The sequence below is a fragment of the Marinobacterium sediminicola genome, assembly GCF_022343685.1.
GTDB lineage: Bacteria > Pseudomonadota > Gammaproteobacteria > Pseudomonadales > Balneatricaceae > Marinobacterium > Marinobacterium sediminicola.
Window position 1 is genome coordinate 1,860,749 of sequence record NZ_CP092123.1, and the last position, 13,940, is coordinate 1,874,688.

A 13,940-nucleotide genomic window follows, 5' to 3' on the forward strand; every position below is an offset into this window, starting at 1 on the left:
CCCGACAAAGCATCCGGGTTTTTATGTTTCAGCCTGACTCATCCTGTGCTCAGAGGGCCGCTCGTGCCGCCCGAGCCTGATGCAGTTTCTTATAGCTCTCGATCAGTTTCTGATGCCGCTCCAGTCCTTCAAGCCCAATACTGGTTCTGGTCAGGCCGTGGAAACGCACTTCCCCGGTGATTGAGCCCACCACATTCTGCATGGTTTCGTTACCGAACATGCGGACCAGATTGGGCAGGTAATCATCCAGCTCAAGCTCGTCATCCAGGGTGATTTCCAATACCGCCCTGAGCGCCTGATAAAAGAGCCCTCGTTCGACGGTATTGTCGTTGTAATCGAGGAACTCACAGACCAGATCATAGGCCTCTTCATACTGCTGCAAGGCCAGATAGATCAATGCTTTCAACTCACCGACACAGAGCTGACCCCAGACGGTATTTTCGTCGAACTCGATCCCGATCAGTGTCGGCACCTCGGTATAGTGATCCAGTTCACTTTCCTCAAGGCGCTCAACCAGATCTGCCAGCGCATCCTCATCCAGTGAATGGATGTTCAATATATCTTCACGGAAAGCCAGAGCCTTGTTGGTGTTGTCCCAGATGAGATCTTCAGCCGGATATATTTCCGAATATCCGGGCACCAGGATACGGCAGGCCGTCGCGCCCAAGTCGTCAAAGACCGCGATGTAGACCTCTTTATCCAGCGCTTCAAGAATCTGCATCAGGCGTGCGTTTTCTTCCTCGTTGCTGCCGGAGAAATCCCACTCGCAGAACTCGTAATCGGAACGCGCACTGAAGAATCGCCAGGAGACCACACCCGTTGAATCAATGAAATGCTCAACGAAATTGTTGGGTTCCGTCACCGCATGGCTGTTGAAGGTCGGCGGCGGCACATCGTTCAGGCCCTCAAAACTGCGCCCCTGAAGCAATTCAGTCAGACTGCGCTCCAGTGCTACCTCAAAGCATGGGTGAGCCCCGAAGGAAGCAAAAACACCTCCAGTACGCGGGTTCATCAGCGTGACGCACATCACCGGGAACTGGCCACCCAGCGACGCATCCTTAACCAGCACTGGAAAACCCTGCTCCTCCAACCCGTTGATGCCATCGAGAATATGCGGGTACTTTTCCAGCACACTCATGGGAACATCAGGAAGCGCGATCTCCTCTTCGATGATCTGCTTTTTAACCGCACGTTCGAAAATCTCGGACAGGCACTGAACCTGTGCCTCATACAGAGTATTACCGGCACTCATGCCGTTACTGACGAACAGGTTTTCGATCAGGTTTGACGGGAAGTAAACCACTTCCTGATCGGACTGGCGTACGTAAGGAATGGCACAGATACCCCGGTCAATACGACCTGAATTGGTGTCGATAAGGTTGGAGCCACGCAGTTCCCCATCCGGGTTGTAAATGGACAGACAGTGTTCATCCAGCAGCCCTTCGGGAATGTCATCATCTTCGGTCAGCGGGAACCATTTCTCGTTCGGGTAATGGACAAAATCGCTGTTCGCAATCTCTTCGCCAAAGAAATGATCGTTGTAGAAGAAGTTGCAACTCGCACGCTCAATGAATTCGCCCAGCGCGGAGCAGAGTGCACTTTCCTTGCTGGCGCCCTTGCCATTGGTGAAGCACATGGGTGAAGCCGCATCACGAATATGCAACGACCAGACATTGGGTACGATATTACGCCAGGACGAGACTTCGATCTTCATGCCGAGCTGCTCCAGCACTCTGGTCATGTTGGTGATCGTATCTTCCAGTGGCAGGTCTTTACCCGGAATATAGGTGCGGGCTTCACCCTCGGTCATACCTGAAAACAGCAGCGCCGAGTCTTCATCCAGACTGCTGACTTCTTCAATCTTGAATTCAGGACCTTCCTGCACCACTTTCTTCACGGTACAACGATCGATGGAACGCAAAATGCCCTGCCGATCCTTCTCGGAAATGGTATCCGGCAACTCGACCTGAATCTGAAAGATCTGATTGTAGCGGTTCTCGGGATCAACAATGTTGTTCTGCGACAGCCTGATATCGTCTGTGGGAATATCACGCGCTTTGCAGTAAACCTTTACAAAATAGGCCGCGCACAGCGCTGATGACGCCAGAAAGTAATCAAAGGGACTCGGCGCGGAGCCATCACCCTTGTAGCGGATCGGCTGATCCGCCGTAACGGTGAAGTCATCGAATTTGGCCTCGAGCCTGAGGTTATCTAAAAAATTTACCTTGATTTCCATTACGTCACTTTCTGGATTAGAAATTTGAATTGATCTGGCAGATACAGTCGAGCGAAAGCGGCCAAATCATACGAACTGGCCGGCACAAAAGCCCGATGCCCAGGCCCATTGGAAGTTGTGGCCGCCCAAATGGCCGGTAACGTCGAGGCATTCACCGATGAAGTACAGCCCCTTCGCTTTATTGGCTTCAAAGGTTTTCTGTGACACTTCATTGGTGTCGATTCCCCCCAGAGTCACCTCAGCCGTTCGATAGCCCTCGGTGCCGGATGGTTTGATGTTCCAGTGTTTGAACTGCTGCTCTACCGCTTGCAGACGCGCATTGCTGTACTGCCCAATCTCGCCTTCGAAACCCCAAAGGTCACAAAGGGTTTGCGCGAGGCGTTTGGTCATATGCTGCGCTATTAATGTTCGCAGTTCAGCTTTTGGCCGCTGCTGACGTTGATCTCTAAGCCATTCCGACAGCGCCAGCTTTGGCAACAGATCAATTTCGATCTCATCCCCGGCATGCCAGTACGAGGAGATCTGCAGAATGGCGGGGCCGCTGAGGCCTCGGTGGGTCAGCAACAGGTTCTCGGTAAAGCTCATGCCGTTACAGGTCACCGTCACCGGCTGTGAGACGCCCGACAGGGGCTTTAAATGCTCAAGCAGGTCAGGCTGAAGCGTAAACGGAACCAGAGCGGCCTGCCTTGGCGTCACGTTAAGACCAAACTGCTCTGCAACATCATAGGCAAAGCCGGTTGCGCCACCATTGGGGATCGACAGCCCTCCGGTCGCAATGACAACGGACTCAACATCAAATTGGCCACGGGACGTTTTAAGGTGATACCCCTGCTCTCCCGGCTGAATCTCGAACACGCTGGTTTCGGTCATTATCTCGACGCCAGCCCACTCACACTCGGTCAGCAGCAGTTGCAAAATTTCCTTGCTGGACTCATTGCAAAACAGCTGGCCCGGCGTTTTCTCGTGATATTCAATGCCATGCCGATCTACCAATTCGACAAAATCCGCGGCACTGAAACGGCTCAATGCTGATTTGCAGAAATGGGGATTACCGGAAAGGAAGTTGACCGGCGAGTTGTGCAGATGGGTAAAGTTACACCGCCCACCACCGGACATCAGAATCTTGCGCCCGATTTTCCTGGTATGTTCCAGCAACAGTACCTTGCGGCCCCGATAAGCAGCGGTGGCAGCACACATCAATCCCGAAGCGCCACCACCAATAATCACAACATCGTAATTCACATATGACTCCACCGGGGCCACCCGGTACGGGGTTACTCGTTTGCCGCCTGTTCGTGCTCACGCTTTTCAGCGTTCAGCTTACGGATCTTGTCTGCAAGGGGACCGCCATGACGTGTTCCCTTGCGGCCTGCCTTGATGTCACGCTCTTTGGCCGGCATGGTGGCATCTTTATTGCGGTCAGCAATTGCCTGGTGCTTCTTGCGTTGCTCCAGTGCTTTCTTGCGACGACTTTCCTTACTGGTCGGATCGGCCAAAAGTTCCTGCTTCTTGGGCTTACGCTCAAGAACGGTCATCAGGCTGCCCAGTTTGCGTGATTTCTTGTTACGACTCATGACTTCTGCTCCTCCGCCTCGGCGGCGGCCGCTTCTGCTGCAGCCGCTTCGGCTGCAGCCAGTTCGGCCTCAATACGTTTACGCTCCCACTCTTCGACGGTTTCGAAGGTGATTTGACCCAGTTTGCCGGCACGCATCTCGGTCAACAAAATTTCCGATGCCTTATGGCGATCCACAACCCCACCCGGACGCAGGCAGCCGCGTTTACGGCCTATTTCGTCCAGAAGCTCATCCTGACCCTGTGGCAAGGATTTCAACTTGTAACGCTCCTGCAATCGCTGCGGATAATCGTGCAACAGGAACCCTGCCGCATAGGCTGCCACCATCTCGTGTTCGATGGCCGTATCCTTGATCGCACCGCTGGCAGCCAGGCGATAACCGGAATCCTCATCCTCGATCTTGGGCCAAAGAATACCGGGGGTATCCGACAGCGCCATGCCGTTGTGAACACTGTATTTTTTCTGTGCCTTGGTAACCGCCGGTTCGTTACCAACCTTGGCAATCTTGCGCCCCAACAGCGCATTGATCAGGGTTGATTTGCCCACATTGGGAATCCCCATGATCATGGCACGTACAGGACGATCCTGACGTACTCGAGCCGGTACCATCTTCTTGCAGATGTCCGGAATACGCTTGATCAGCGACTTCTGTTGGGTATCAAGCGCCATGGCGGTGATTCCCTCTTTGGCATTGAGGAAATCCAGCCATTCCTGAGTACGTTCGGGGTCTGCCAGATCCTGCTTGTTCAGCAATTTCAGAACCGGCTTACCCTTGCGCAGCTGATCAACCAACGGGTTTTCGCTGGACATCGGCAGGCGTGCATCCAGGACTTCGATCACCACATCGATCTCATCCATTACCTGCGCAATTTCTTTGCGCGCCTTGTGCATATGGCCGGGAAACCAGTTGATACGGGTCATGCTCTATCCAGTGCTTGTGTTCGGAAGGCTGCACATTATACCTGCCATATGAACTCAACCATACCTGCAAGCCCGAAAGTGATGATAAAATCCTCTTTTAAATTCAGCTCTACCCGGGGAGATCCATGGAAAGCACATCGGAACAGAGCCAGACCCTGCTGGCGCGGCAACCTATCTTCGATCATCAGCAACGCGTGATCGCTTATGAACTGGTTGCCAATGACGCAGGCCATCTGAATGCCATGCTGGAAATCGATCCGGAGGCCGAGTCGGGCTCTGAACTGCTGTTGCATGCCTACACCAGCATTTCCGATCAGGGCGAGATCAAGCGCGTACCCGCTTTTATCCGCGTAAGTCAGAAAATGATCCTGGATGGCAGCATGCCCGCTCTGCCTGCCAAGCAGGTGGTGATCTCCGTGCGCATCACGGAGCCTGACAACATGGAACTGCTGCGGGCCATTCACGCCATGGTCAAGGAAGGATACCGCTTTGCGCTGCATGACTTCCGCTACAGCCCGGCCTACGATACCGCCCTTAAACTGGCCAAGATCGTACGTATCGACGTCAGCGACTTGAGCACAGACGAAATTGACGAACAGGCAAAGCACCTGGCCCCATACAAGTCCACCCTGCTGGCCAGCAACATTTCCAGCTTCGAAGCGCTTGAAGACTGCATTCAGAGTGGATACAAGCTGTTTCAGGGAAGCTTCCTGAGCAAGCCGAAAGTCGTCAAGGGCCGTAAGGTCAGTGCCAACCAGATTGCACTGATGCAGCTGATTCAGGAACTGCAGAAACCTTCCACCACACCGGAAGCCCTGGAAGACATGATCATCCGCGATCCGATCCTGACCTACAAACTCCTGCGCATCGTCAACTCGGCTGCGTACTCTCTGGTTCGACAGGTGGAGTCCGTCGCTGAAGCGGTGGTACTGCTGGGCATGGAACAGGTTCGCAAGTGGGCCACCCTGATCGCCATGTCTGCCAACAAGGACAAGCCTGAAGAGCTGACCCGTATTCTGCTCACTCGTGGCCACATGTGTGAGATGATTGCTCAGAGCCTTAACCTGCCCAATCCATCCGGTTTTTTCATGGTCGGCATGATGTCCGGCTTGCACGCCATGCTCGATATCGACCAGCCAACCCTGCTCGAGCAGTTGCCACTGGGTGATGACATCAAACTGGCACTGAGTGAGGGCAAGGGAGAGATGGGGCAAATGCTCAAGCAGGTCATGGCCTACGAATCAGGCGACTGGGACCTGCTGCCAAGCAACTTTGATGTATCCCTGTACGAAGCCACTTACCGCCACAGCCTTAAATGGACCAAGGAGTCCATGCAGGCGATGTACGAATAACCCCATACTTTAGACGATAAAAGGCACGCATTCGGTGAAGGGGAAGCCCGAATGCGTGCAACATATTTCCATATTCTCCTGTCTGGGCAGGCCAACACACCTCCCGTGCGCTGTTAAATACCAGTATAGACAGCGTTGAAAATTTTTCGCGCAGAAATTCTGCCTATTTTTTATACTTTTTTACAAGTGCAATAAAAGCATATGCTTACATGCATTGCTTAAGGTCGTACATGAAAAAGTGTCAGGAACAAGGGAAAAACGGGGACTATCAGAGCGACAGCCCCGGCGGGAATCAGCCCTGGGGCAGTTCCAGTTTTTGCGCTGAAACCAGCACACCGTTGTTGTCCGCGTAGACATACTCGCCCGGACGGAAAGTCACACCACCAAAGGTAACCGGTACATTCAGCTGGCCAACACCCAACTTTTCGGTTTTCATTGGATGCGTGCCCAGTGCCTGTACACCCAGCTCGAGCTCGGAAATCGCATTCACGTCACGGATACAGCCGTAGATGATAATACCTTCCCATCCGTTCTTCTGCGCTTTTTCTGCCAGCATATCGCCCAGCATGGCACGACGCATGGAGGCGCCACCATCAACGACCAGCACCTTGCCTTCACCTGGCTGAGCGACCTGCTCACGCACCAGTGAGTTATCTTCGAACGCTTTGATGGTAACAATCTGACCACCAAAGGTTTCGCGACCGCCATAGTTGCCGAACATGGGCTCGACTACCTGAACCAGGTCTTCAAAGTGATCACACAGATCGGGCAGCAGGTCTTCCATCGGGTGCTCCTTCAATTCGAATAATGTTGCCGGGGATGATCGCCGATCCATGCCGCATTTGCACTACAACTTATGCAGTAGAATCGGCACACAAGAGATGCCTTTCTAGTCCCGCATGGCAGCCAGAAGCGCCTGAACCGGGTGCGGCAACTGCTGATCATCAAAGCGCTTCACCTGCGAGCGGCAAGAATAGCCCGTGGCCACCAGCTTGCCCTTGTTCTCGGGCTCGTTGACGATCCCGCGCCAGCTCAATTCATAGATATCCTTCGAGCGTTGCAGATTGTCGCTTTCGTGACCAAAGGTACCCGACATGCCACAGCACCCCGTGGAGACTACCTCCAATGTCTGCCCCAGCGCTTCGAAGATCGACTGCCATTGACGAATTGTGGGTGCAGCGGAGGTCTTTTCGGTACAATGCGCCAGCAGACGGTACACACTGGGCACCATTTCCGGCCGTTCCATTTGATCAAGCCGGGCACTCAGCCATTCCTGAATCAACTGCACAGGCGGCAGTTCACCTTCAATCACATCCTTGTATTCCTGGCGATACGTCAGGGTCATTGAGGGGTCAATACCAATAAGCGGTACTTCATAAGCCGCAATCTGTTGCAACATCTGCGCATTGCGCCTGGCCGCCTTATCGAAGGCCTTCATGAAGCCGTGAACATGCAACGGCTTGCCGTTGGGCATGAAGGGTGCCACCAGCACGAAGAAACCCAGCTTGCCAAGCAGATCAACCAAATCCAGCACCAGGCGCGTTTCGAAATAGCTGGTAAAGGCATCCTGAACAATCACGACAGTGCGCTTGCGTTGTGCTTCGGTCAGCCCTTCGATTACTGCGGGCGTCGCCCAGTCGATCCCCCGCGCATCCAGCCCCTGTTTAAGGCTGTTGGTACAAATGACCGGGCTGTCGACCATACCGCCCACACGGCGCATGAAACTGCGCACCAGAGTGTTGCGCATTGCCCAGTTGTAGGGTGCCGGGAATTTCGATAACGTCGGAATCATGTACTCCAGACTGCCCACCAGGTAGTCCTTCATCGGGCGCAGATATCGGCCGTAATACACTTCCAGGAAACGGGCGCGGAAATCCGGCACATTGACCTTGATCGGACACTGGCCCACACAGGATTTACAGGCCAGGCACCCCATCATTGCCTCATGGACCTCATTGGAGAAATCATAATCCCCTCTCCGCTTGGCCAGTGTGTTTCGAATACGGCTCGGCAGGGAACGGACAAACCCCCGCTGGCGCACCTGTTCCGCTTCCGCGGTCACTTCAACGCCACGGTTTGCCATCAGTCGTAACCACTCGCGAATCAGGGAGGCACGCCCTTTGGGAGAATGAATACGCTCTCGCGTTCCTTTCCAGCTCGGGCACATGGCGTCGTTAGGATCGTAGTTATAGCAGGCGCCGTTGCCATTACAGTTCATCGCCGAATCAAACTGGTTGCGCGTCGCCTCACCGATCTGGCGGTCGAACTGTCCACGAGTGGCCACATTGTCGACTTTCAACAGCTCGGCACCCTCAATCATGGGTGTGGCGATCTTGCCGGGGTTGAGCTGGTTTCGCGGATCGAAACAGCCCTTGATCTGCTGCAATACCGGATACAGCGGGCCAAAGAATTCAGGTGCATATTCGGAACGCACACCTTTACCGTGCTCTCCCCACAACAGTCCCTTGTACTCCTGGGTCAGGCGTACCACTTCATCGGTGATCTCGCGGATCAGCGTTTCCTGTGCAGGATCTTTCATGTCGATCGCCGGACGAACATGAAGCACACCGGCATCCACATGTCCGAACATGCCGTAGGCCAGCCCTCTGTCATCCAGCACCTTGCGGAAAGCCATAATGAAATCAGCCAGGTTTTCAGGCGGAACAGCGGTATCTTCAACAAACGGAATCGGGCGTTTCTGACCCTGAGCATTGCCCAGCAACCCCACCGCTTTCTTGCGCATACCCCAGACTTTGTTGATCTCGGCCGCACCATAGACCACGGTATAGCCAAAGCTTTTACCCGCTTGGCCACTGACCGCTTCCAGGTGCTGACACAGTTTTTCCACCTTCGCCCGCAGCTCGGCCTCGTCATCACCGGTGTACTCAACCAGATTGATGCCCTGAATCGCAGGGTCCCCTTCCTTTTCCGGGAAGTAATCACGCACCGTATCCCATACGATGTCCCCCATTGCCAGATTCAGCACCTTCGAATCGATGGTTTCGATGGAGGTCGGCTGCCACTCCATCAACGCCTTGGCGTCACGCAGTGAAGACTCGAAACTGTCATATTTGATATTGACCAGTGCCGCATGTTTGGGGATGGGCAGCACATTGAGCTTGGCCTCGGCAATGAAGGCCAACGAGCCTTCTGCACCGCATAAAATTGAGTTCAGGTTGAAACGACCGGACTCATCACGGATATGTGCCAAATCGTAACCGGTCAGGCAACGGTTGAGTTTGGGGAAACAGGCATCGATCTCGGCCTGTTTGTCTTTCTGGATTGAGTCCAGCAGGCGGTGAGCTTCACCGACACGGTCCTCTCGCTGCTTGATCTGCTCCAGTTCCTCGTCGCTGATTGGACCTGACTGCCACAGGTTGCCATCCAGCCATACGCTGGTCAGTTCCAGCACATGATCACGGGTCTTTCCATACAGCACTGAGCCCTGGCCGCTGGCATCCGTATTGATCATCCCGCCGACCGTCGCGCGGTTACTGGTCGACAGTTCTGGCGCAAAGAAAAGGCCATAGGGCTTCAGTGCTGCATTGAGCTGATCCTTTACCACCCCGCCCTGAACACGTACCCAACGCTCGTCCGGGTTGATCTCGAGGATGCGATTCATGTGCTTGGAAACATCCACGATCAGACCATCCGTCAGTGACTGACCGTTGGTGCCGGTGCCACCGCCTCGCGCGCTCAGTACCACCTCACGGAAGCGAGGCTCGTTGGACAGGCTGGCGATCATGACCAGGTCATCGGTGTTTTTCGGGTACAGCACACCTTGAGGCAGTACCTGATAAATACTGTTATCCGTTGCCAATACCACTCGGTTGGCATAGTCCGGGTTCAAGTCCCCCTTGAAGCCCTGCTGCTTGAGGGTTTCGATAAAGTCCAGATACAGGCTTTGGGTGTCATCGATCTTGTCAATGCGAGGGATCATGGTGCTCTCCGGGGCTAAATACTGTACGCACGGGCCTACAGGGCCGAGTATGGCTGCCAACAGTTACAGCCATTGTTCAATAGCGGGTAATGATGCAGAATCCTGATTTATCATTCAAACGATTAAATTCTATTAATTAGACACTTATATTTATTAATTATGAGCTCTCCTATCGGGGTACGCCATCTTCAGGCGTTCATAGAAGTGGCTCGCTGCGGCAGCTTTACCCGAGCAGCGGGACATCTCCATCTGACTCAATCAGCCTTGACGGCAACCATCAAGCAGCTTGAGCAGGACGCCGGCCTCACACTGTTTGATCGGACAACACGCCGCGTGATCCTCAGCGCCGAGGGCGAGCGCTTTCTACCGGTGGCCGAGCGTCTGGTGTCTGATTTTACGGCCGCATTGGCCGATCTCCGGGCTCGCGCCCAACTACAGCAGGGTCATGTCAGTGTGGCAGGCTCTCCATCCGTCGTGACCCGACTGCTGCCCAGCGCTTTATCGCAGTTCCGCAACCAGTACCCATCCATTCAGATCAATATACGAGACGAAAGTGCCGGCAGCCTTGAACAGCGGGTACTCAACAATGAAGTCGACTTCGCCATTGCCGGCAACCACTCTCAGCAGTCAGAACTGGATTACGCCCCGCTCATACGTGACCGCTATGGTCTCGTCGTTCCCAGCGACCATCCTCTAGCTGACCGGTCTTCAGTGCAATGGCGGGAGGTCCCCAACAGCAACCTCCTGCTGTTGTCCGCAGACACCGGCATTCGCGCCCAACTGAAACGGTTCAGTCAAAGCGGCAAGATTCCGATTCGAGTTGACTCGCCCCAGATCGAGGTTTCAAATCCGGCCGGAATGGCCGCACTGATCAGCCAGGGGCTCGGGATTACGTTGCTGCCCGCCCTGGCTGCAGACGTACATTCATTTGCCGGCCTCACGTTTATCCCTCTGGATGAGCCCATCATCGAGCGTGAAATCTGCATCATTACGCGCCAGGGTCGAGCACTCAGCCCGGCTGCTGCGGCTTTACTTAACACGCTGCGCCAGCATCTTGGGAACATCAGCCTGCCCGAGTGGGTCTGCACCTCTGGTTGAGTGCTTCGCTCAGTCTGTTCTATCCACCGGATCTCATGGAGGTTATGCAATCCGAAAGAGAAGTCTGCTCGTACGATAGTTCGTCAGTAAAAAGTGAGGAATTCCATTGCGTAGACCTGTCCTTTTTTATGATGGGCAATGTCCCCTATGCCGCCGGGAAATTGCCCATTATCAGAGACTGGATCATCATCAAAGGGTCGACTGGCAGGACCTGTTTGCCCCTGACTGCACGGTTAGGACCTATGGCATCGACACAACGAACGCCATGCGTGTAATCCATGCAGTGGATTCAGACGGTTCTGTATGCAAGGGCGTATATGCATTCTTGATCGTTTGGCAAAGCCTTCCCTATTACCGCCACCTGGCATGGCTGATAAGAGCACTTCACCTTGCGCGTCCGCTGGATGTTTTCTATCACACATTTGCGCGCTGGCGTTTTCGAAAACGGTGCAACCAAGGCTGCAAGCTGCCACCGCGCTGAACGGTAACAATCATCAGCATGGGCTATAGCCCAAATCGGAAAATGCACTATGCTAAAGGGTGCAGATCTTCCTGCATAAACCTTAATCCGATTCTTTCGGGGAGGTTAGTATTATGTCCCTTGCTCCCACTGTGCAAAGGTTTCTCGAGGGTCAGCACGTCGCTTACCGCATGCTTCACCACACCTATGCCGAAACCATGATGAGTTCTGCGATGGCTGCCCAGTTGCCTGCACGGAAAGTCGCCAAGGGAGTGGTGCTCAAAGACGAAGAAGGCTTTGTTATGGCCATGGTGCCCTCTGACCGCATGGCCGATCTGGAGGCCATCAATCACAGCATGAATCGTTTGCTTGAGCCGGCTTCGCAACAGGACGTCAATATCCTCTTCAGTGACTGCAAACAGGGCGCCGTACCCTCACTGGGTCAGGCTTACAATATGCCCGTCATCTGGGATGATGCCTTGGCAGAGGAAGATGATTGCTATTTCGAATGCGGCGATCATATGGACCTGCTGCGACTGGACAAGTCTTCGTTCGCTCACCTGATGGCTGCGTATCCCCACGGCAGGATCAGCCATTAAGCAACATGAAATATCCAAAACGGCGCCTGTTGGCGCCGTTTCCCATTACTCGTAAGCTTCATCAACTTGACGATCATCGTTCAATGACATGTCCAGCTCCCGGGTATCGAACGTACACCCTCTGGCCGTTACCCTGAGGCTTTAGTCTCGCCAGCTTCACATACTTTGGGCCTGTTCTTTAATTCGCGCCTTGAATAGCCCTGTCTTCAGTCCTACAACAGCAATAGCGGATGTTTGGCCTGACCCACAGTGCGTGGACGGCCTGTTTTTCTCATCCAGAGACTGCCCTGTTCACGGCCTACGAACAAACCAGAAGGAATCTGTCATGTTCAAAAGAAAAGTCATTGTCACCATAGCGGCCTCAGTTTTTTCACTTTCTGCTCACGCTGATGGCACCACCAGCGACCTCAGTTACGAGTCTTATATTGAGTCAGACAAACGCATCAAGTGTCTCTATGGCTATGCTGCTGACAAAACAGGCAACCATGCAGCTGCCATTCGTATTTTTGAAGACTGTATTGAGCGCTGGAATGATGTCTACTCCATGATTTGGCTGGCCCAGATCTATGAATCCGGCATAGGCGTTCCCCGGGATCTTGCCTACGCAACCGCTCTGATGAAAAAAGGCGCAGAACTGGATGACGAAGCAGGCTATTCAATACTGGCGCGTTATCATTACGGCAGAGCCTTGTATGAAGGTATAGGGACTGCAAAAAGCGAGTCCGAAGGGCTCAAGTGGCTAAAACGCGCAGCAGATGAAGGCAGCATAGACGCAAGCGAATATCTCAAGCAGCTCCCGGAAAACGCCCGCTGACCCTACTCCCCCTCTGCCCTGGCCTCACTCAGCAGATCAATGAGGCCTTGCAACGCCAGGCTTGACGGCCCCTGCCATACAAGGTGAGTCACATTGACCGACAGTGCTTGCGGTAATGTATGCTGCTGCACATTGCTGCCCTGAACCGCATTGTTCAAGACCGATATCGGCAGGATGCCGAAGGCAGCACCCGCAGCAACAGATGCCACAATTGCATGATAGGACCCCAGATCCATGATGCGCTTGGGCGATACCCCCGCCGCGCCCAGCCATTCCAACAGGCAGCGACGGTAAGAACACCCGTGTGGAAAGGCTGCCACTGCATCGACCTGCAGATCTTTCGGTGACCTTATGTTCGGATGCCCCAATGCGGTAATCAACACCAATTCTTCCTGAAAGACTGGCAGAGCGTTCATCTGATCTGCATTGAACGGCTCAGATACCAGTGCCGCCTCAATCTCGTGATCCTTCAGCATGGACAGAAGCGCACCTGTACTTCCGGTCTTGAGATGTACAGAGACTTCCGGGTAACGGACATGATAGCTCGACAACAGGTCCGGCAAGCGAACCGCTGCTGCGCTTTCCAGTGACCCCAGCTGCAAGACTCCAGCCACGCCAGCCTGAGTCATATCCCGGGCCACTTCGTCAGCCAGGCGCAGCATCTTGTCAGCATGACCCAGCAACCGCTTCCCTGCTTCCGTCAGAACCAGCCCCCGCCCCTGACGGCGAAACAGCAAACACCCCAACCGTTCTTCAAACCTTTTGATTCGGGTTGTGATATTGGAAGGCACACGGTTGAGCACGTCAGCCGCCTTGTGTATGCCCCCTTCACGTACGACTGTCTGGAAAATGTGCAGATCTTCGAGCGTTATAGTTCTCATTTGCTGAACAATCCAATACGAAAATTCAGTTTTTAATTATATCCGACTCCTGTCTAATAAAGAGCG

Annotated in this window: 12 protein-coding genes; 5 read left to right on the forward strand and 7 right to left on the reverse strand. The window is 53.9% G+C overall.

Annotated elements, in window-relative coordinates; translation table 11 throughout:
• Positions 1-49 precede the first annotated feature (49 nt).
• The 4 genes from LN244_RS08640 to ylqF all read right to left on the reverse strand — a co-directional run bounded on the left by LN244_RS08640 (position 50) and on the right by ylqF (position 4,730).
• The gene (locus tag LN244_RS08640) at positions 50-2,236 is read right to left on the reverse strand and encodes an OsmC domain/YcaO domain-containing protein (RefSeq protein WP_239039395.1); all 2,187 of its coding nucleotides are present in this window, start codon (positions 2,234-2,236) and stop codon (positions 50-52) included.
• A gap of 66 nt (positions 2,237-2,302) precedes the next feature.
• The gene (locus LN244_RS08645; protein ID WP_239039396.1) at positions 2,303-3,478 is read right to left on the reverse strand and encodes a BaiN/RdsA family NAD(P)/FAD-dependent oxidoreductase; all 1,176 of its coding nucleotides are present in this window, start codon (positions 3,476-3,478) and stop codon (positions 2,303-2,305) included.
• A gap of 32 nt (positions 3,479-3,510) precedes the next feature.
• The gene (locus tag LN244_RS08650; RefSeq protein WP_239039397.1) at positions 3,511-3,810 is read right to left on the reverse strand and encodes a hypothetical protein; all 300 of its coding nucleotides are present in this window, start codon (positions 3,808-3,810) and stop codon (positions 3,511-3,513) included.
• Complete coding sequence (gene ylqF / locus LN244_RS08655; RefSeq protein ID WP_239039398.1) at positions 3,807-4,730, reverse strand: ribosome biogenesis GTPase YlqF; 924 nt, start codon at positions 4,728-4,730, stop codon at positions 3,807-3,809. Before ylqF ends, LN244_RS08650 begins: the two co-directional genes overlap by 4 nt.
• A 125-nt stretch (positions 4,731-4,855) precedes the next feature.
• Here ylqF and LN244_RS08660 point away from each other — a divergent pair, with 125 nt between their 5' ends.
• Positions 4,856-6,082, forward strand: a complete 1,227-nt coding sequence (locus LN244_RS08660; RefSeq protein WP_239039399.1) for an EAL and HDOD domain-containing protein — start codon at positions 4,856-4,858, stop codon at positions 6,080-6,082.
• 292 nt (positions 6,083-6,374) lie between these two features.
• Here the strand turns inward: LN244_RS08660 and rraA are convergent, their stop codons facing one another.
• Together rraA and ydiJ are read right to left on the reverse strand one after the other, a co-directional pair.
• Positions 6,375-6,866, reverse strand: a complete 492-nt coding sequence (gene rraA, locus LN244_RS08665) for a ribonuclease E activity regulator RraA (RefSeq protein WP_239039400.1) — start codon at positions 6,864-6,866, stop codon at positions 6,375-6,377.
• Between the two features lie 105 nt (positions 6,867-6,971).
• A complete protein-coding gene (ydiJ, locus tag LN244_RS08670) occupies positions 6,972-10,022 on the reverse strand; it encodes a D-2-hydroxyglutarate dehydrogenase YdiJ (protein WP_239039401.1) in 3,051 nt (1,016 codons plus the stop codon).
• Between the two features lie 159 nt (positions 10,023-10,181).
• Here ydiJ and LN244_RS08675 point away from each other — a divergent pair, with 159 nt between their 5' ends.
• From LN244_RS08675 to LN244_RS08690, 4 genes are all read left to right on the forward strand, one after another.
• A complete protein-coding gene (locus tag LN244_RS08675; RefSeq protein ID WP_239039402.1) occupies positions 10,182-11,120 on the forward strand; it encodes a LysR family transcriptional regulator in 939 nt (312 codons plus the stop codon).
• Between the two features lie 106 nt (positions 11,121-11,226).
• Positions 11,227-11,601 carry a thiol-disulfide oxidoreductase DCC family protein gene (locus LN244_RS08680; RefSeq protein WP_239039403.1) on the forward strand — a complete coding sequence of 125 codons (375 nt, stop codon included), beginning with the start codon at positions 11,227-11,229 and terminating at the stop codon, positions 11,599-11,601.
• Positions 11,602-11,714: 113 nt separating this feature from the next.
• Positions 11,715-12,179 carry an aminoacyl-tRNA deacylase gene (locus LN244_RS08685; protein ID WP_239039404.1) on the forward strand — a complete coding sequence of 155 codons (465 nt, stop codon included), beginning with the start codon at positions 11,715-11,717 and terminating at the stop codon, positions 12,177-12,179.
• A gap of 325 nt (positions 12,180-12,504) precedes the next feature.
• Positions 12,505-12,993, forward strand: coding sequence for a Sel1-like repeat-containing protein kinase family protein (locus tag LN244_RS08690; protein ID WP_239039405.1), 489 nt, complete (start codon positions 12,505-12,507; stop codon positions 12,991-12,993).
• A gap of 2 nt (positions 12,994-12,995) precedes the next feature.
• Here the strand turns inward: LN244_RS08690 and LN244_RS08695 are convergent, their stop codons facing one another.
• Positions 12,996-13,874, reverse strand: a complete 879-nt coding sequence (locus LN244_RS08695; protein WP_239039406.1) for a LysR family transcriptional regulator — start codon at positions 13,872-13,874, stop codon at positions 12,996-12,998.
• Positions 13,875-13,940 lie beyond the last annotated feature (66 nt).

Coding starts and splice junctions, on each gene's coding strand:
- ylqF (WP_239039398.1), bottom strand. CDS start 4,730: ATGACCCGTATCAACTGGTTTCCCGGCCATATGCACAAGGCGCGCAAA.
- LN244_RS08650 (WP_239039397.1), bottom strand. CDS start 3,810: ATGAGTCGTAACAAGAAATCACGCAAACTGGGCAGCCTGATGACCGTT.
- rraA (WP_239039400.1), bottom strand. CDS start 6,866: ATGGAAGACCTGCTGCCCGATCTGTGTGATCACTTTGAAGACCTGGTT.
- LN244_RS08695 (WP_239039406.1), bottom strand. CDS start 13,874: ATGAGAACTATAACGCTCGAAGATCTGCACATTTTCCAGACAGTCGTA.
- ydiJ (WP_239039401.1), bottom strand. CDS start 10,022: ATGATCCCTCGCATTGACAAGATCGATGACACCCAAAGCCTGTATCTG.
- LN244_RS08685 (WP_239039404.1), top strand. CDS start 11,715: ATGTCCCTTGCTCCCACTGTGCAAAGGTTTCTCGAGGGTCAGCACGTC.
- LN244_RS08690 (WP_239039405.1), top strand. CDS start 12,505: ATGTTCAAAAGAAAAGTCATTGTCACCATAGCGGCCTCAGTTTTTTCA.
- LN244_RS08660 (WP_239039399.1), top strand. CDS start 4,856: ATGGAAAGCACATCGGAACAGAGCCAGACCCTGCTGGCGCGGCAACCT.
- LN244_RS08675 (WP_239039402.1), top strand. CDS start 10,182: ATGAGCTCTCCTATCGGGGTACGCCATCTTCAGGCGTTCATAGAAGTG.
- LN244_RS08640 (WP_239039395.1), bottom strand. CDS start 2,236: ATGGAAATCAAGGTAAATTTTTTAGATAACCTCAGGCTCGAGGCCAAA.